General features: G+C 73.5%; 17 protein-coding genes. 5 read left to right on the top strand and 12 right to left on the bottom strand.

Annotation, left to right across the window (positions count from 1 at the left end; all coding sequences use genetic code 11):
• Positions 1-2: 2 nt before the first annotated feature.
• Both ACN9MM_RS37175 and ACN9MM_RS37170 read left to right on the top strand, forming a co-directional pair.
• Complete coding sequence (locus tag ACN9MM_RS37175) at positions 3-1,190, top strand: globin domain-containing protein (RefSeq protein ID WP_426368198.1); 1,188 nt, start codon at positions 3-5, stop codon at positions 1,188-1,190.
• A gap of 141 nt (positions 1,191-1,331) precedes the next feature.
• Positions 1,332-2,099 carry a rod shape-determining protein gene (locus tag ACN9MM_RS37170; protein WP_426368197.1) on the top strand — a complete coding sequence of 256 codons (768 nt, stop codon included), beginning with the start codon at positions 1,332-1,334 and terminating at the stop codon, positions 2,097-2,099.
• A 9-nt stretch (positions 2,100-2,108) separates the two neighbouring features.
• On the opposite strand, the gene ACN9MM_RS37165 is transcribed toward ACN9MM_RS37170, so the two are convergent.
• The 7 genes from ACN9MM_RS37165 to ACN9MM_RS37135 form a co-directional block, all read right to left on the bottom strand.
• A complete protein-coding gene (locus tag ACN9MM_RS37165) occupies positions 2,109-2,480 on the bottom strand; it encodes a peptidase inhibitor family I36 protein (protein ID WP_426368196.1) in 372 nt (123 codons plus the stop codon).
• Positions 2,477-3,190, bottom strand: a complete 714-nt coding sequence (locus ACN9MM_RS37160; protein ID WP_426368195.1) for a hypothetical protein — start codon at positions 3,188-3,190, stop codon at positions 2,477-2,479. The genes ACN9MM_RS37165 and ACN9MM_RS37160 overlap by 4 nt, the downstream gene beginning before the upstream one ends.
• Positions 3,191-3,576: 386 nt before the next feature.
• Entirely contained in the window at positions 3,577-4,362 is a 786-nt protein-coding gene (locus tag ACN9MM_RS37155; RefSeq protein ID WP_426368193.1) for a polysaccharide deacetylase family protein, read from the bottom strand.
• A gap of 252 nt (positions 4,363-4,614) precedes the next feature.
• A complete protein-coding gene (locus tag ACN9MM_RS37150) occupies positions 4,615-5,025 on the bottom strand; it encodes a hypothetical protein (RefSeq protein ID WP_426368192.1) in 411 nt (136 codons plus the stop codon).
• A gap of 83 nt (positions 5,026-5,108) precedes the next feature.
• On the bottom strand, positions 5,109-6,656 hold the full coding sequence (locus ACN9MM_RS37145) for an ATP-dependent DNA ligase (RefSeq protein ID WP_426368191.1): 1,548 nt from the start codon (positions 6,654-6,656) through the stop codon (positions 5,109-5,111).
• A 241-nt stretch (positions 6,657-6,897) separates the two neighbouring features.
• The gene (locus ACN9MM_RS37140) at positions 6,898-7,992 is read right to left on the bottom strand and encodes a DUF6397 family protein (protein WP_426368190.1); all 1,095 of its coding nucleotides are present in this window, start codon (positions 7,990-7,992) and stop codon (positions 6,898-6,900) included.
• A gap of 142 nt (positions 7,993-8,134) precedes the next feature.
• Positions 8,135-8,548 carry a roadblock/LC7 domain-containing protein gene (locus ACN9MM_RS37135; protein WP_189801137.1) on the bottom strand — a complete coding sequence of 138 codons (414 nt, stop codon included), beginning with the start codon at positions 8,546-8,548 and terminating at the stop codon, positions 8,135-8,137.
• Between the two features lie 166 nt (positions 8,549-8,714).
• Here ACN9MM_RS37135 and ACN9MM_RS37130 point away from each other — a divergent pair, with 166 nt between their 5' ends.
• On the top strand, positions 8,715-9,140 hold the full coding sequence (locus tag ACN9MM_RS37130; RefSeq protein WP_426368189.1) for a PPOX class F420-dependent oxidoreductase: 426 nt from the start codon (positions 8,715-8,717) through the stop codon (positions 9,138-9,140).
• A gap of 121 nt (positions 9,141-9,261) precedes the next feature.
• Here ACN9MM_RS37130 and ACN9MM_RS37125 read toward each other — a convergent pair whose 3' ends face one another.
• From ACN9MM_RS37125 to ACN9MM_RS37105, 5 genes are read right to left on the bottom strand one after another with little or no spacing between them, the layout of a single operon-like run.
• Positions 9,262-9,879 (bottom strand): GTP-binding protein, encoded by a 618-nt coding sequence (locus ACN9MM_RS37125; protein ID WP_383787911.1) that lies wholly within the window; start codon positions 9,877-9,879, stop codon positions 9,262-9,264.
• Positions 9,860-10,276 (bottom strand): DUF742 domain-containing protein, encoded by a 417-nt coding sequence (locus ACN9MM_RS37120; protein WP_426368188.1) that lies wholly within the window; start codon positions 10,274-10,276, stop codon positions 9,860-9,862. Before ACN9MM_RS37120 ends, ACN9MM_RS37125 begins: the two co-directional genes overlap by 20 nt.
• A 13-nt stretch (positions 10,277-10,289) precedes the next feature.
• Positions 10,290-10,724 carry a roadblock/LC7 domain-containing protein gene (locus ACN9MM_RS37115; RefSeq protein ID WP_426368187.1) on the bottom strand — a complete coding sequence of 145 codons (435 nt, stop codon included), beginning with the start codon at positions 10,722-10,724 and terminating at the stop codon, positions 10,290-10,292.
• Entirely contained in the window at positions 10,721-13,927 is a 3,207-nt protein-coding gene (locus ACN9MM_RS37110; protein ID WP_426368186.1) for a nitrate- and nitrite sensing domain-containing protein, read from the bottom strand. The genes ACN9MM_RS37115 and ACN9MM_RS37110 overlap by 4 nt, the downstream gene beginning before the upstream one ends.
• Positions 13,928-13,982: 55 nt before the next feature.
• On the bottom strand, positions 13,983-14,816 hold the full coding sequence (locus tag ACN9MM_RS37105; protein WP_426368185.1) for an MHYT domain-containing protein: 834 nt from the start codon (positions 14,814-14,816) through the stop codon (positions 13,983-13,985).
• Between the two features lie 173 nt (positions 14,817-14,989).
• Here ACN9MM_RS37105 and ACN9MM_RS37100 point away from each other — a divergent pair, with 173 nt between their 5' ends.
• Together ACN9MM_RS37100 and ACN9MM_RS37095 are read left to right on the top strand one after the other, a co-directional pair.
• Positions 14,990-15,595, top strand: a complete 606-nt coding sequence (locus ACN9MM_RS37100) for a class I SAM-dependent methyltransferase (RefSeq protein ID WP_426368183.1) — start codon at positions 14,990-14,992, stop codon at positions 15,593-15,595.
• A gap of 69 nt (positions 15,596-15,664) precedes the next feature.
• A complete protein-coding gene (locus tag ACN9MM_RS37095; RefSeq protein ID WP_426368182.1) occupies positions 15,665-15,889 on the top strand; it encodes a hypothetical protein in 225 nt (74 codons plus the stop codon).
• The last annotated feature ends 122 nt before the right edge of the window (positions 15,890-16,011 follow it).

The following is a 16,011-nucleotide window of genomic DNA, read 5'->3' as shown; positions in this document are numbered from 1 at the left end:
CCATGCTGTCCGAGCAGGCCGTACCGGTCGTCCGCGCCACCCTGCCCGCCGTCGGCGGCGCCCTCGACGAGATCACCGAGCGTTTCTACGGGCGTCTCTTCGCCGCCCATCCGGAGCTCCTGCGTGACCTGTTCAACCGGGGCAACCAGGCCAACGGCGAGCAGCGAAAGGCGCTCGCCGGCTCGATAGCCGCCTTCGCCGTCGCCCTGCTGGAGAACCCCGACAGCCGTCCGGACGCGATGCTGGCGCGGATCGCGCACAAGCACGCCTCCCTCGGCGTCACCTCCGAGCAGTACAAGACCGTGCACGAGCACCTCTTCGCCGCGATCGTGGAGGTGCTCGGTGACGCCGTGACCCCCGAGGTCGCGCAGGCCTGGGACGAGGTCTACTGGCTGATGGCGAACGCCCTCATCGCCGTGGAGGCCCGCCTCTACCAGGAGGCCGGTGTCCCCGAGGGCGAGGTCTGGCGGGCCATGGAGATCACCGAACGGCGCGAGGAGACGGCCGACACGGCGTCCTTCACCCTGCGCCCCGCCGACGGGGCCCCCACGACACCCTTCCGGCCGGGCCAGTACGTGAGCGTCCGGGCCACCCTGCCCGACGGCGCCCGGCAGATCCGCCAGTACAGCCTGTCCGCCGCCCCCGGGCACCCGCAGTGGCGGATCACGGTGAAGCGGGTCGACGGCGATCCGGCGGGCGAGGTCTCCTCCTGGCTGCACGCCCAGGCCCGCGCGGGCGACACCGTGGAGGTCTCCGCCCCGTTCGGCGACCTGGTCCTGCCCGAGGGCGACGGCCCCCTGCTGCTCGCCTCCGCCGGCATCGGCAGCACCCCGATGCTGGCCATGCTCGACCACCTGGCCGCCACGGGGTCGACCCGCCCGGTGGTCGTGGTCCACGCCGACCGCGCCCCTTCCTCCCACGCGCACGCCGAGGAGCTGCGCCGCCTCGTGGACGCGCTGCCCCAGGGGACGATGCACCTCTGGTACGAGGAGCCGGCGGACTCCGACGCCCGCCCGGGCCGCGCGGACGTGACGCTCATCGACCTGCCGGCGGGCACCACGGCGTACCTGTGCGGACCGCTCCCCTTCCTGCGCGCGGTACGAGGCGACCTGCTCGGCCGGGGCACCGCCGCCGCCGACATCCACTACGAGGTGTTCGGCCCCGACCTGTGGCTCGGCGCCGAGGGCTGACCCACCCTCAGCGCTCCCTCCCCTCCCCCCGCTCAAGCCCTTCGATACCCAAGCATCATGGCGTCACAGGCACGGATATTGCATAGTGAGGTGCCATATCAACCTCGCAATCAGCGGGTTCGCAGGAAATGGACGGAAGCGATGGGATCGTTCGGAGCAGCAGGGGGCAGCCGGGGCGGGCAGCGGCCGGTGCGTGGGATCGCCCTCGACATCGGCAGCTCCCGGACCCGCGCCTGGGCGCCGGGAGCAGGCGTCTTCGCGGACGTGCCGAGCGGTCCGGTGCGGCGCGGCCGGGTGACCGACGCCGACTCCCAGCTTCGTCTCCTCCGGCGCCTGGCGGCCTCCGCCCCGGGTGACGGCGGGCACGACACCGTCGTGATGCTGACCCATCCGGTCCTGGCGGGGCCGGAGGAGCGGGCGGCGGCGAAGCGGATCGTGGACGCCCTCGGCCCGGTACGGGTCATCGCCGTGGACAGCGCCCGCGCTGCGGCCGCCTATGCCGCCCCGTCCGGCGGGGGCCCTCTGCTCGTCGTCGACCTCGGCGCCCAACTGACGGAGGTCACCCTCGTGGTGGACGGCCTCGTCGAGGACGCCCGGCTGGCCGAGGTGGGTCTCGACGACCTGCCGGCCTCGGGGAACGCGCCGGACGCGATCGCCGCGACGACCGCCGACATGGTGAGCGACATGTGGCGGCACGACGGCACCGGCGCCGTCCGCGGGGCGCTGCGCCGGGGCGTCCTGGTGACCGGCGGCGGGGCCCTGCGGCTCGACGTGACGGGACGCCTCGCGCACCTTCTGCGTGCCCGCCTGCGTCTGGCGAACGATCCCTCCACCAGCGTCGTCCGCGGCGCCGGCCTGATGCTGGCCTCGGCCCTCCGTCATCCGGCCGGCACCCTTCCGCGCGGCTGACGGAAGGGGTCAGCAGCCGGTCGACCAGATGTGGGAGTCGCCTCTGTCGTTGGCGGCGCCGTTGTAGCCGACCTCCTGCCCGGGGGCGAGACAGATGGTCATGCTGCCGCCCTGCCAGGCGTTCTCGTAGACCTGGACGTGGTCCTTGATCCCTGGTCCCGAGATGCCGTGGTTGGCCCAGGAGGAGTCGGTGTCGGCGATCCAGCTCTCCCACCAGCCGTCGTCCCCGCTCCAGTTGGCGCGCTGGCCGCCGAAGTTCACGTCCTGCCAGACGCAGAACTCGCCGGAGGGGCATTCGGCGGCCCGGGCGGCGGTGGCGAGCGCGAGGCCGGCGGTGACGGCGAGGAGTGCGGCGGCGGAGGTGGCGATGAGTCGCTTCACGAGGGGGTGGAGCCTTTCTGTGGGTGGGCGGACGCGGACAGTTCGACTGCCCGCCGCAGCGCGCGGTCGCGCAGCTGCCGGTAGGTGGTGAGCTCGTCGCGGCGGAGGGTGCGCACCGTGACCAGCTCCGCGGCCTCCAGCCGCGTGCGGATGGCGTCGAGTCCGGTCTCCCGCGCGCAGCGGGCGGCGACGACGGGGTCGGGGCGGTCGGAGCGGGGTGGGCCCGGTGGGCTCGCGCACCGGGTCCATCGGGCGAGCGCCGCCCGGTGGGCGGGGTCGGAGCGCATCCGGGCCTCGGCCTCGGCGCGAAGGTTGTCGACGGTGACCTGGGCCCGGAACCATTGACGCTGGTCGCCGTAGAGCCGGTGGCGGGCGGTGGCGAGGCAGCCGTCGTCGTTGGCGGTGACGGTGGCGCCCGTGGCGAGGGTGACGGAGAGTTCACGGGGTCCGGCGCCGAAGAGCGCCGCCTGGAAGGCGCGGTCCTCGTCCGGAGCGCGGGGCCGGGCCGCGAGGGTGAGGCCCCGGGCGTCGAGGCAGTCCACCACGAGGCGGTGCTCGGCCGCCTTCAGCAGCTCGTCCTGCGCCGCCCTGCTCGCCGGCACTCCCCAGGGCGCGGGCCCGGCGGGCCTGACCGTGGTGCAGCCCGCGAGGAGGAGCGAGGCGGTCGCGGCGAGCAGGGCGCGACGGGCGCGAGAGGTGGTGCGGGTCATGGGGTCCCCCCTTGGATCGTCCCTGGTCGGAGGCCGACGGGTGATCGTCTTCGTCGGCTGGGAAGATCACTGCCCGGGGTCCGGGCCACCATGCCGGGGCTCACTCGAACGAGTCGAACGCGCCGGGGTGCGCGCCCCTCAAGCGCCGTCCACGTGCCGTGCGGGAGGTGGGGGACGGGGAGGGAACGACAAAGCCCCGGTTGGACGGGGGATTCCAACCGGGGCCGATCGCCGTGACTGGCGAAGAGCGGTCACCTCTGGGGGGGGACCTTGGGGACCGGGCCCCTTCGCAGTCACATACGTATGAACGGTAAACCTTTCCCGAATGTTCCGAGGAATCCCGAGTGGGCGATGTGAGTCACCTCACCCGGTTTCGGCAGGTCCGCTCAGTCCCTCTCGGGACGGTAGACCTCGCCGGGCTCGGCCTTCCCGGGAGCGAGGAGCTCGGGCACCGTCACGAACGTGAAGCCGCGGCGCTTGAGCTCGTCGATGATCGAGGGCACGGCGGGCACGGTCCCGTCGTAGATGTCGTGGAGCAGGATGATCCCGTCACGGTGCGCGTTCTCCAGGACGCGCTGCCGTATGAGCGCCGAGTCGGTGGTGGAGTAGTCCTTCGCCGTGATGCTCCACAGGACCTGGGCGAGTCCGAGCTCGCGGCTGACGTCGGACACCGTGCCGTCGGTGCGGCCCTGCGGCGGGCGCATGAGGGTGGGCTTGCGGCCGATGATCTTCTCTATCGCGTTCTGGGTGCGGGACAGCTCGTCGCGGACCTCGGACTCGTCGAGGTCGGTCAGGATCCGGTGCGACCAGGTGTGGTTGGCGACCTCGTGCCCCTCGTCGGCGATGCGCCTGACGACGTCCGGGTAGCGGTCGACGTGCTTGCTGCCGAGGAGGAAGAAGGTGGCGGGCACCTGCTTCTCCTTGAGGACGTCGAGGAGGTGGGGGGTGTCCTTGCCCGGCCCCGCGTCGAAGGTCAGGGCTATGCACTTCACATTGGCGCAGTCCACGCGACGGGCCCCGTCGCCCCCCTTGTCGTCCGATCCGGCCTCCGCCCGGGCGTCCTGCGGGGTGAGGGGGTCGACTCCGCAGGCCCCCAGCGTCAGCATCAGTGACGCCGCGGCGAGGAGGGCGGTGGTCACCGTCCGCGTTCGGCCAGGCCTGGATCGGAACATGGTGAACCCGCTTTCCCCGTGATGTCTTCGGAACGGCAGCCATCACCGCTGGTCAGGGCGGTGCGCACAACCGGAAGGCACTCTACACACGGTGTATACGGGGAGTGTCGGCGGGGTCCAGGGACCGATCCCGGGAACACGAGGCACCCGGACGGCGCTGAGGAGTGTCGGCGGGATCACCGACCGAACCCGGGCACACGAGAACCCCGGGCGGCGCCCGTCAGCGCCACCCGGAGCCGCTGTGCGTCCCGGTCAGCGGGACGCGAGCAACAGTCGGGCCTCGGTCTCCTGGTCACCGGAGACGGCCTGCAGGGACTGGATGTCGAAGCCGGCGGCGAGCACCTTCTCGACCTCGTCGACGGCGTGGTAACCGCCGGTGAGTGTGGCTCCGACCGGGGCGGTCAGATGGGTGGGGACCGCCTCCTCGTGCCGCCCTCCGGCCGTGTCGAACGTGGCGGTCCAGACGGTGGGAGTCGGCCCGGTGGCCGCCTCTGGGCCCGGTGTCGCCATGTCCTCCCGCTGGTAGAACCGACCGAGGACGTCGAACACGGCCTGGGCGTCCTCCTTGCGGCAGTCGCTGAGATGCACGTTGACGTCGGTGTCGATGTTCAGGTCGTACACGTCGCTCATCTCCTCACGGCCCCCGGGCCGCTCGTGTGCCACGCGCTCCTCGGGCCGGGCGCTCGTCGTGCCACGTCTCCAGCATCCCTCTCGTGAGGCTGCCCCGCGAGATCCTTCGACGGTGGTCAGCGGCCTTCGGTGATCCGCTCGACGGTGTCGGCCTCCGAGGCGCTCTTGTCGGGCCGGTGCCGTACGACCCGGGCGAAGCGGAGCGTGACACCCGCCGGGTAGCGCGTCGACGCCTGCAGCCCGTCGTACGCGATCTCCACGACGAGTTCGGGCCGTACGCGCACGGTGAACCCGTCGTCCGACACCGCGAGTTCACCGAGCCGCTCCGTCTGCCAGCGCAGCATCTCGTCCGTGAGCCCCTTGAACGTCTTGCCGAGCATGACGAAGCCTCCGTCGGCGGTCCGCGCGCCGAGGTGGAGGTTGGAGAGCAGCCCGGTTCTGCGGCCGTGGCCTCGTTCCACGGCGAGCACGACCAGGTCGACCGTGTGAACGGGCTTCACCTTCAGCCAGCTGCGGCCCCTGCGACCGGCCGCGTAGGGCGCATCCAGCGCCTTGACGAGCACGCCCTCGTGGCCCCGGGCCAGGGTGTCCGCGTAGAACCGCTCGGCGGCCTCGGTCTGTGCGGGGTCGGCCGGATCGGTGACGACGGTCCGACGGACCCGCTGGGACTCCGGCAGCAGACGCGCGAGGACGGCGTGCCGCTCCGGGCCCGCCCGGTCGATCAAGCCCTCCCCCTCCACTGCAAGAACGTCGAAGAACACCGCCGTGAGAGGCAGGGCGGCCCGCGCACCGGCCACGTCGGCACGGGAGCCGACCCGGCCGGCGATCGACTGGAACGACACGGGCCGCCCCGTTCCGGGGTCGAGGGCGATCATCTCGCCGTCCAGGATGAACGCGTCGGCCGCGACGGCACGCACGGTCGCCACCACCTCGGGAAGGCGGTCGGTGATGTCGTCCAGCGAGCGGGTGTACGCCCGGACGTCGTCGCCGCGCCGGTGCACCTGTACGCGGATCCCGTCGAGCTTCTCCTCGACGGCGCAGGCCCCCAGGGCCGCGACGGCCTCGGCGACGGAGGCCGCCGTGTGCGCGAGCATGGGCTGCACGGGACTGCCGACCCGCAGGGTGAACCGGTCAAGTGCGTCGGCTCCGTCGGCCAGTACGGCTTGGGCGACCGGAGGGAGCGAGCCCTCCAGCATCACGGCCCGCCGGAGTTCACCGGCCGGCACTCCCGCGGCCCGGGCGACCCCCTCCAGGGCGACGGCGTCGAGAGCCCCCTGGCGCACCTCCCCCGCCAGCAACCGCAGCAGCAGCTCCTGTTCGTCGCGGGTGGCGGCGGCCAGCAGCTCATGGACGAGCCGAGTCCGCTCGGCACGGGCTCCGGCGCCGGACACGGCGGCGAGCTGCGCCATCGCCTCGTCGACCCGCCCGAGCGTGAGGGCGGGGCGTCCTGCGGGCGGAACAGCCGGCGGGACGACCTCCTTGAGGATGCTCCACCCGACCCCGATCCGCCCCTGCGGCAGCCGTCCGGAGAGATAGGCGATGACGAGCGGGCTCTCCTCCGGTCCGGCCTCGGCGAACAGCCCGGCCAACAGGGCGATCTTCCGCGAGCGCGCGGAGACGGCGGCGACCTCCCGGGACACTTCCGCCACACGCGCCAGCAGCATGGGCCCATCCTCCCCACACCCCGCTCCGACCGCACGTTGCACGTCCACTCGTCCGCACCTCAGAGGCGCACATCAGGGCCGCATGCCAGAGGCGCACGCCAGGCCCGGACGTCAGACCCGCACGTCAGAGCTGCACGCCAGGCCCGCACGTCAGGCCCGCACGTAAGGTCCACACATCAGACCCGCACGTAAGGTCCGCACGTAAGGTCCGCACGTCAGGGCTGCACGCCAGGCCCGCACGTCAGGGCCAGCCCGCGGGGCGCTTCGGTCGCCGGGGACGCGCCGCGCCCGTGACCTTCCTGCGACGGAAACGATCCAGGAGCCTGCCGCGCACCCTCACCGCCACCGCGCCCGCGGGAACGGCCACCGGAGCTGCGTGAACCACCGCCGGTTCGGCAGGAACCGCCGCCGGGGCGGCGAGCACCCGCACCAGTCCGGGCGGGACCCGCACCTCGCCGGCCGGATCCGGCTCCCGTACGCCACCCATCGGCACGTCCGGCGGCGCCGAACGCCTCGCCGACACCACAGGCACATCCGCACCGAATCCCGTCCCACGCACCTCACCGGGATGAGGTGCCTGGCGCTCCGCGCGGGCCTCGTCCAGGGCCAGGGCCAGGCTCAGGCGGTGCCAGAGGATCTCGTCCGGGTCGTCGGCCAGCGCCAGCCGTTCGGCGATCTCGCGCGCGACCGGCGACACCGGCATCCCGGGCGGGGGTGGCGGCCCCAGCCGGGCCAGGTGCGTGCGCTCGTACGGATCGTCGACGACCTCGGCGAGCTGGACCGGGTCCAGCAGGGAAGCGATGGCGGCGGCCCTCGCCCACGGATCCTCGGTGGCCCGGAGCAGCAGGCCGAGCCGCCGCGCCCGCCAGTTCCTGGGCCGCAGGTCCACGTGCGCGGCGAGACGCTCGCGGAGCTCCTGAGGCAGCCGCCCGGTGAGGAGGGCCGGACAGGTGAGGCCGAACTCGACGACCTCCTGCGCCAGATACATCCACACCACCATCCGGTAGCGGTTGAGCGAGAACCGCACCGGGCTCAGGTGTCCCGTCCTGGCCAGCCGGGCGAACCGGTCAGCGGTGATCCCGAGGAGGGCGGCCGCCTCCCCCGTCCCGACCGCGCGCACCCGCTCGCGCAGCCCGGCCGGAAAGTCCGGGGCGGCCCTGAGACGGTCGATCTCGGTCCGCTCGACCCGATCGATCCGCCGTCGCTCCCCCTCACCGGCCGGCACCGTCCTCACCAGGCCGAGCTGGACCGCGAGCCGGAACTCGTCACGCCTCAGTTCCAGCTCCTGCGCGGCCCTCCCCGGTGTCACCGTGCGCGCTCCTTCGTCCACCGCCATGCCGAGGCCCTCCCCCTGTGTCCGTGTTCTTCTCGGCTCGCGGGCCTCTCGGACCCACGAAGAAGAACGTAACGCAGAGTGACGACACCCGCACGACCTGTGGACAACGGCCTGTGGACAACCGTCCCGGCCGGCAGCGGCGTCAGAGCACGCCACCGCCCGGGATCCCGGGCTGTCGTGCCTCCACGCCCAGGTGTTCGCCGACCCGGTTGACCAGCAGGGTCATCTCGTACGCCACCTGGCCGACGTCCGCCTCCGCCGCGCTCAGGACGCACAGGCAGCTTCCTTCACCCGCCGCCGTCACGAAGAGCAGCGCGTCGTCGAACTCCACCATCGTCTGCCGTGCCCGGCCGGCCCTGAAGTGCCGGCCGGAGCCCCGTGCCAGGCTGTGCAGCCCTGAGGAGACCGCGGCGAGGTGCTCGGCGTCCTCACGGACGAGTCCGCTGCTCGCGCCCGTCACCAGGCCGTCGTTCGACAGCACCAGGGCGTGCCGTATGTATCCGACCCGCTGGGTCAGGTCGTCCAGGAGCCAGTCCAGTCCCTTGTCCAATGCCATCAGTGGTCCTCCCCCTAGCCGGTGCGTCCCCTCGGCCCGGACCCCTGCGGTCCGCAGGCCCGTCGTGGTCCGTACCGTCGTGGTCCGCGTATCGCCGCAAGCCTTACGCACTGTCGTGGACAGGGCAAGCACTGCACCATGCCCGCGCGTGCCGCAGGATGGGGCCATGGCGAAGATGACTGAGGATCAGTGGCGGGCCTTCGTGTCCGAAGGGACCCGTACGGGCAAACTGGCGACCGTGCGCGACGACGGCAGTCCGCATGTCGTACCGGTCTGGTTCCTGCTCGACGGCGACGACTTGGTGTTCAACACGGGCAAGGGCACGGTGAAGGGCCGCAACCTCGCCCGCGACGGCCGGGTGTCCCTGTGCGTCGACGACGACACCCCGCCCTTCGCCTACGTCTCGCTGCGCGGCCGCGCCGAAATCAGCGAGGAACCTGCCGAGTTGCGGCACTGGGCGGCCAGGATCGGCGGCCGTTACATGGGCGCGGACCGGGCGGAGGAGTTCGGGGAACGCAACGCGGTCCCAGGCGAACTCCTCGTCCGGGTAAGGATCGAGAAGGTGATCGCCGAAACGGGCGTCGCCGACTGAGACCCCGGCCGCGCCGCCTCGGGAGACTCCTCGTCACCGGCTGGACCCCGAAACCGCCGCCTCCGGCCCGGGCGCACCGTCTCCGGTCCCGGCCGCGCCGCCTCCCGCCCCCGGCCGCCCCTCAGCCGACCGAGTCCAGGAGCCGGGCGGTGTGCATGCGCCCGGCGTACTCGACCAGGCGGATCAGCACCTCCTTCCCCGAATCGCGGTCCCGCGCGTCGCACAGCACGACGGGCGTGCCGCGGTCCAGGTCGAGCGCCCGGGACACGTCGTGAGCCCCGTACGTACGCGCGCCCGTGAAGCAGTTGACCGCTACCACGAACGGGATCTTCCGGTGCTCGAAGTAGTCGACCGCCGGGAAACAGTCCTCCAGGCGGCGGGTGTCGGCGAGGACGACGGCCCCCAGGGCGCCCTGGGACAGCTCGTCCCAGAGGAACCAGAAGCGGTCCTGCCCGGGCGTGCCGAAGAGGTAGAGGGAGAGCCCGGAGCGGATCGTGATGCGTCCGAAGTCCATGGCGACGGTCGTGGTGGTCTTCTGGTCGACGCCCCCGGTGTCGTCGACCAGTTCGCCCGCCCTGCTGAGCTGTTCCTCCGTCCGCAGGGGCCGGATCTCGCTGACCGCGCCGACGAGGGTGGTCTTGCCCACCCCGAACCCGCCGGCGACCAGGATCTTCAGGGCGAGGGCGGAGGTGTCCGCGTCGTCGCCGGCGCCGCTGCTCTCAGAGCGCTCGTAGGCCATCGATTACTTCCCTCAGGATTCTTTCGTCAGGGAGCTGTGCGGGCGGAACGGGCCGGCTGACGCGCACGAAGCCCGATTCGAGGAGGTCACCGAGGAGGACCCGGACGACGCCGACCGGCAGGTCGGCGTCGGCGGCGAGTTCGGCCACCGACTGGGTCTCGGCCCGGCACAGCGTGAGCAGGGACCGGTGCTCGGGGCCGAGGAGCGCCTCCTCGCCGGGTCCGGGCGGCTCGTCGTCCACGACGACGAGGGCGATGAGGTCGAACCGTACGTTGCTGGGCCCCGGCTTGGTCCGTCCTCCGGTCATCGCGTACGGACGCACGAGCGGTCCGGCCTCCGCGTCGTACCACTGACTGCCCGGTACGGACGGGCCGTCGCCGCTGCTGTCGTCGTCCATGGTTCTCTCCGGGTCAGCCGGCGGCCGGCGGGGTCACCGTGAGCCGCGGCGGGGTGTGGAGGTGCTCGCCGACGCGCTTCACGAGTCGGGCCATCTCGTAGGCGATGAGCCCGATGTCCGCGCCGGCGGAGCTGAGGACGGCGAGGCAGGAGCCGTCGCCCGCAGCGGCGACGAAGAGGAAGCCGTCGTCCATCTCGACCATCGTCTGGTGGACCCCGCCGGTGTGGAACTGACGTCCGGCGCCCTTGGCGAGGCTGTGGAAACCGGAGGCGATGGCGGCCAGGTGCTCGGCGTCCTCACGGCTGAGCCCGCTGGAGGCGCCCACGGCGAGTCCGTCGTTCGAGAGCACCACGGTGTGGCGGACCTCGCGGACGCGCATGACGAGGTCGTCGAGGAGCCAGTCCAGTTCGCCGGACCGGTGGTGCGAGATCCGCTCGTGGTCGATCATGCGTCGTCTCCTTCGGAGCGAGGGTCGAGAGGGGCGGTGCCGTGGCCGGGGTCGTGGGCCGGGCCTGTGCCGAAGCCCGCGCCGAGGGGTCGCCTGGTTCCTGGGGCTGCGCCGCCGCCCCGCTGCCAGCCGTCCCGGTACGCCGCCATGCGGTCCCGGACCTGCTCCGGGGTTCGCGCGTCCGCCGTGCCGGGCGCGGCCGGTACGGTCACCGGCGTCGGAGCCGGTGCCTCGCGCAGCTGTGGGACGAGGCTCGCCTGCCGTATGCGGCGGGGCAGTTCGGTCGCGGCCTCGGCTTCGGCCTCGCCGTGACCGGGGGGTACGTCGGATCCCGCGGGTCCACCCTGGCGACCGGGGCCGCCGGAGCCCGCCCGGTCGGCGGGTGCGGCAGGCGGCTGCTGCCCCGGCGGCGTCGGTACGGAGAGACCTCGGCGACGCAGTTCGGTGACCCCGGCGGGCGTGGGTGCGGGTCCGGCACCCGGCCCGGTTACGGGCTCCGGCCCGGTTACGGGCTCCGGCCCGGTTACGGGCTCCGGCCCGGTTACGGGCTCCGGCCGGGTTACGGGCTCCGGCCGGGCGGCGATTGCGGGCACGACGGTCGGCCGCGTGAGCGACTGCGGGCCGGCGGGCGACTCCGGGCGGGCGGGCGGCGGGGACTGGGGCGGGACCGGGGGCCGCGCTCCGTCCGTCGGCCGGGGCTGGTTCCCGGGCCGCGCTTCCGTCGGCGACTGCGGAGCGGCCCGGTGCGCCGGCGCACCGAACACACCCGACACACCCGACACACCTGGCTGGCCCGGATTCCCCGGGAGCGCCGGGCCCGTCACGACGCCTGGGCCGACCTGGGGTGCGGGCTGTGGGACCTGGGGCCGGCCGAAACGGCGGGCCTCGGCGCGGTGCGCCTCCTCCCGCTCCCGCGCCGCCCGCTCGCCGGCGGAGTGCGGTGCCCCGCCGTTCCCGCCGGCGCTGCCCGAACCGGCCGCCGCGCGCGTACGGGGGTCCCCCACCCGCGGGGTTCCCTCGCGTGGCGTGTCGACGCCGCCCGGGGCCGTTCCGCGGCCGGGTGGCAGCGCGCCCTGCAGCACGTCGGTCGGGAGCAGGACGACGGCGGTCGTGCCGCCGTACGGGGAGGTCCGCAGGTGGACCTTGATGTCGTGGCGCGAAGAGAGGCGGCTGACCACGAACAGGCCGAGCCGGTCGCTGTCGAAGAGGTCGAGGGCCTCGGACTGCGCGATGCGGGCGTTCGCCTCGGCGAGGGTCTCCTTGCCCATGCCGAGCCCACGGTCCTCGATCTCCAGGGCGTAGCCGTTGCCGACGGGTTCGCCGCTGACCCGCACCTTGGTGTGGGGCGGGGAGAACTGGGTGGCGTTCTCGATGAGTTCGGCGAGGAGGTGGGTGAGGTCGGCGACGGCTCCGCCCACGACGGCCGTCTCGGGAAGCCGGCGTACCTCCACGCGCGCGTAGTCCTCGATCTCGGAGACGGCGGCGCGGACGACGTTGGTGAGGGGGACGGGCATGCGCCAGGCGCGGCCGGGCGCTGCTCCGGAGAGGATGATCAGGCTCTCGGCGTGGCGCCGCATGCGGGTGGTGAGGTGGTCGAGCCGGAAGAGGTCTCCGAGTTCGTTGGGGTCGTCGGCACGCCGCTCCATGCTGTCCAGGAGGTTGAGCTGCCGGTGGACGAGGACCTGGCTGCGGCGGGCGAGGTTGACGAAGACCCCGGAGATCCCGCTGGCGAGTTCGGCGCGTTCGACGGCGGCGGAGAGCGCCGCTCGGTGGACGGTGGTGAGGGCCTCGCCGACCTGGCCGATCTCGTCCTGGGAGACGGGCCCGGGCGGGGCCTCGGTCCGGACGTCGATCTCCTCGCCCGCGCGGAGCCGGCGCATGGCCGCGGGGAGTTTGCGGCGTGCGATGCCGAGGGCGGTGTTGCGGAGGCTGACGAGCTCGACGACGAGGCCGCGTCCGATGCGTACCGAGATGACGAGCGAGGCGGCGACGGCCACGAGGCCGAGTACGACCGCCGCGCCACCCGCGGTGAGTGCGCCGCCGGCGAAGGGGTCGGTGCGGTCGGCGGCCGCACCGCGCGCGTCGGTCTCGATCGCGGTCAGTCCACCGCGTACGGCGGCGAGGGTGTCGTCCCACTCGGCGGAGGTGACCGCCTGGGCGGCGGGGCGGCCCGGGGGCGCGGAGCTGACGCTGTCCTCGTCCCGGGTGAGGCGGGCGTGGTCTCCGCCGGCGGAGAGCCGGGCCCAGGCGGCGCGTCCGGCGGCGGGCAGGTCCGCGGTGGCCGAGGCGAGGAGGACGCGGCGGGTCTCGACGGCCCCGGAGAAGTCCCGGAGGCGGTCCGCGGTGAGCCGGCCGGTGAGGTGGGCGGAGGTGAGGAGGGCGTCCTCCCGGGACAGCATCTCGCCGGCCCGGCCGAATTCGAGGAGCACGCGCGCGGCGGACCCCTGCTCGGCGTCCTGGATGCCGGTGAGGGCGCCGGCGACGGCGAAGGCGGCGGAGATGGTGTCCGTGTACTCCGCGTAGACCTGGTCCCAGTCGGCGCGCCCGTCGACCGCGGCGGTACGGAGTCGGGCGAGGCCCTCGACCTTGCCGACGAAGGCGCTCACCCGGCCGCCCACGTCGCCGGGCAGGTCTCCGCTGTCGCCGACGGTGTGCGAACCGTCCAGGCGGAGCCGGTCGACGGCCTCGTCCGTCCGCCGGATCCGGTCCTTCAGCTCGCCGGCCCGGGTGGCTCCGGGCGCCGCGACCTGCCGTACGGCGGAGCGCCGTTCGGCCTGGAGGGCGGCGAGGGCCGCCGTCACGGGCTCGCGGATCTCGGCGTCGACGCGCTGGAGCTGGCGGAGCCTGGCGACGTCCTGCGCGGTGGTGACGGTGGCGAAGCCCCAGAGGGCGAGGAGCGACACGACCGGGACCATCAGGAGCGAGACGATCTTGGCGCGGACCGTGCGCGGGCGCAGTCCCTGGAACGCGGGGCGGACACCGTGCGCGTCGGGCACGCGCGCCCCAGCGGACCCCGCAGGGTCATGGGCGGCCGTGCCCATGCCCGGCGCCGAGGTACCCGCGCGGCCCGTGGTCGGGAACGCCTCGGGGGTCCGCTCCCCCGGCTCGTCGGCGGGCGGGCCCGCGTGTGCGCGCCGCCCGCGCGAGGCCGCCGGTTGCGGCGTGGCCGCCTCGGCGCCCTTGGTCTTGCGGGGAGTTCGCATGGCCTCCTCGTTCCGGCTGCGTCTGTCTCTGGTGCGGTGGGTCGTCCGTCAGGGGTCAGGTCAGGGACGTGCGGGGCGCTTCCGTGGCCCGGAAGCCGGGGGGTGCGACGTCGACGGCGCGCTCGTCGGGTTCGGTCAGGCGTCCGGCGGAGGCGTACGCGGCGCGTTCCCTGGCTGTCGGGGACAGCGCGACGAAGGCCGAGGTGATGAAGAGGTACGAACCGAGGCCGACGGCGAGCGGGAAGATGAACTGCATGAGCGACGCTCCCGGGAGGGCGGCGCCGGAGGGGACGACCTCGACCCGCACGGCGAACATGCCGGTGTAGTGCATGCTGCTGACGGCCGCGCCCATCACGAGCGAGGCGACGGCCACGGCCGCGGGCCGGTGGATGTTGAGCGCCGCCCAGAGCGCGGCCGTGGCGGCGACGACGGCGATCAGCACGGAGAGTCCGACGAGCAGTGGGTCGTACCGCACCTGGCCGTGGAGCCGGAGGGCGGCCATGCCCAGGTAGTGCATGCACGCCACGCCGATGCCCGTGGTCAGTCCGCCGATCAGGAGCGAGCGGACCCGGTCGCGTCCGTAGCCGACCGCGAAGACGCCGATGCCGACGACGGCCATCGCACCGACGAGGCTGAGGAGGGTGAGGGGAACGTCGTACCGGATGTCGGTGCCTCTCACGCCGAATCCGAGCATCGCGACGAAGTGCATCGTCCAGATGCCGGTGCCGATCGCGGAGGCGGCGGTGATCAGCCAGTTGCGACGCGACCGGCCGGTCGCGTCGAGGGCTCGTACGGTGCAGCGCAGCCCGAGGGCGGCGCCGATGCAGGCCATCGCGTACGACAGCACGGGTGTCAGCCAGCCGAAGGTGGCGTGGTCCAGGTGTCCCATGGCTCAGGGACGCTAGTGCGCATCGGGGGGCGCATCGGGGGCGCATTTCGAAAGCTGCTGGAATATGACAGAGAGATGATCCCGAACGATCACGCCGGACTCGAACGTGGACACAGAAGGTTCACCCCTCCGTGTGAGGAATCGTGTGCGGGTTCGTGCGCGATCATGAGTTCATGAGCGATGACCCCACACACGTACGAGAGTTCTTCGGCACCCGCGCCGCCGACTGGGACAGCCGGTTCCCCGACGACGGCCCCGCGTACGCCGCGGCCGTGGGCGACCTCGGCCTGCGCCCCGGCGACGCCGTGCTCGACGCCGGCTGCGGCACCGGCCGTGCGCTCCCGCCGCTCCGTGCCGCCGTCGGCCCCTCTGGCACCGTGCTCGGGGCCGATCTCACGCCCGAGATGATCGAGCAGGCCCTCGGCGCGGGACGTGGCGGTGAGACCGGCGGGACGCTGCTGCTCGCCGACGTCGGCCGGCTGCCGGTGCGCGACGGCGCCCTCGACGCCGTCTTCGGGGCCGGGCTGATCTCACACCTCGCGGAACCCGTCGACGGTCTGCGGGAACTCGCCCGAGTGGTACGGCCCGGGGGCCGCCTCGCGCTGTTCCACCCGATCGGACGGGCCGCCCTCGCGGCCCGTCACGGTCGGCAGATCACACCGGACGACCTGCGCGCCGAGCCCCGGCTTCGCCCCCTGCTCGCCGAGGCCGGCTGGCGGCTCGTCAGCTACGTCGACGAGGACACCCGCTATCTGGCCCTCGCCGTACGCGAGGGGTGAGGGCGCGGCCCCTCCGAGGCCCCGGGCCCCTCGACGGCGGTCCGGGGCTTCGGCGGCGTCGACCGGAGCGTGACCGGCCGCTTCAGCACGAGGGCGGTTCGCGGCGGGCGCGGGATCCTCGCGGGCTTCCGCGTCACCGAGGAGCGCTGCGGCATCGGCCTGCGGAAGGGCGGTGCCCTGCGCGCGCGGGTCCAGGCGGCGCCGGCGCGGATGGTCAGCGACGGTTCCTGGAACAAGACCGTCGAGAAGAACCTCCCGCTTCTGCGCACCGATCCGTCTCCGCTCACCGACTGATCACGCCTGGCACGTCACCACGCGCCCCCACACGCCCACCACGGATGCCAACGCACCCTTCTTTACCGGCACTTCACTGTCTACCGTGGACTTGCCGGGCAGTCGTGCCCGGGAAAGGCGGC

Source organism: Streptomyces sp. E-08, from assembly GCF_049913095.1.
GTDB lineage: Bacteria > Actinomycetota > Actinomycetes > Streptomycetales > Streptomycetaceae > Streptomyces.
This window is presented reverse-complemented; position numbering and strand designations above follow the sequence as displayed.

Coding starts and splice junctions, on each gene's coding strand:
- ACN9MM_RS37125 (WP_383787911.1), bottom strand. CDS start 9,879: ATGGCCTACGAGCGCTCTGAGAGCAGCGGCGCCGGCGACGACGCGGAC.
- ACN9MM_RS37145 (WP_426368191.1), bottom strand. CDS start 6,656: ATGCTGCTGGCGCGTGTGGCGGAAGTGTCCCGGGAGGTCGCCGCCGTC.
- ACN9MM_RS37120 (WP_426368188.1), bottom strand. CDS start 10,276: ATGGACGACGACAGCAGCGGCGACGGCCCGTCCGTACCGGGCAGTCAG.
- ACN9MM_RS37115 (WP_426368187.1), bottom strand. CDS start 10,724: ATGATCGACCACGAGCGGATCTCGCACCACCGGTCCGGCGAACTGGAC.
- ACN9MM_RS37130 (WP_426368189.1), top strand. CDS start 8,715: ATGGCGAAGATGACTGAGGATCAGTGGCGGGCCTTCGTGTCCGAAGGG.
- ACN9MM_RS37110 (WP_426368186.1), bottom strand. CDS start 13,927: ATGCGAACTCCCCGCAAGACCAAGGGCGCCGAGGCGGCCACGCCGCAA.
- ACN9MM_RS37170 (WP_426368197.1), top strand. CDS start 1,332: ATGGGATCGTTCGGAGCAGCAGGGGGCAGCCGGGGCGGGCAGCGGCCG.
- ACN9MM_RS37175 (WP_426368198.1), top strand. CDS start 3: ATGCTGTCCGAGCAGGCCGTACCGGTCGTCCGCGCCACCCTGCCCGCC.
- ACN9MM_RS37105 (WP_426368185.1), bottom strand. CDS start 14,816: ATGGGACACCTGGACCACGCCACCTTCGGCTGGCTGACACCCGTGCTG.
- ACN9MM_RS37155 (WP_426368193.1), bottom strand. CDS start 4,362: ATGTTCCGATCCAGGCCTGGCCGAACGCGGACGGTGACCACCGCCCTC.
- ACN9MM_RS37160 (WP_426368195.1), bottom strand. CDS start 3,190: ATGACCCGCACCACCTCTCGCGCCCGTCGCGCCCTGCTCGCCGCGACC.
- ACN9MM_RS37100 (WP_426368183.1), top strand. CDS start 14,990: ATGAGCGATGACCCCACACACGTACGAGAGTTCTTCGGCACCCGCGCC.
- ACN9MM_RS37140 (WP_426368190.1), bottom strand. CDS start 7,992: ATGGCGGTGGACGAAGGAGCGCGCACGGTGACACCGGGGAGGGCCGCG.
- ACN9MM_RS37135 (WP_189801137.1), bottom strand. CDS start 8,548: ATGGCATTGGACAAGGGACTGGACTGGCTCCTGGACGACCTGACCCAG.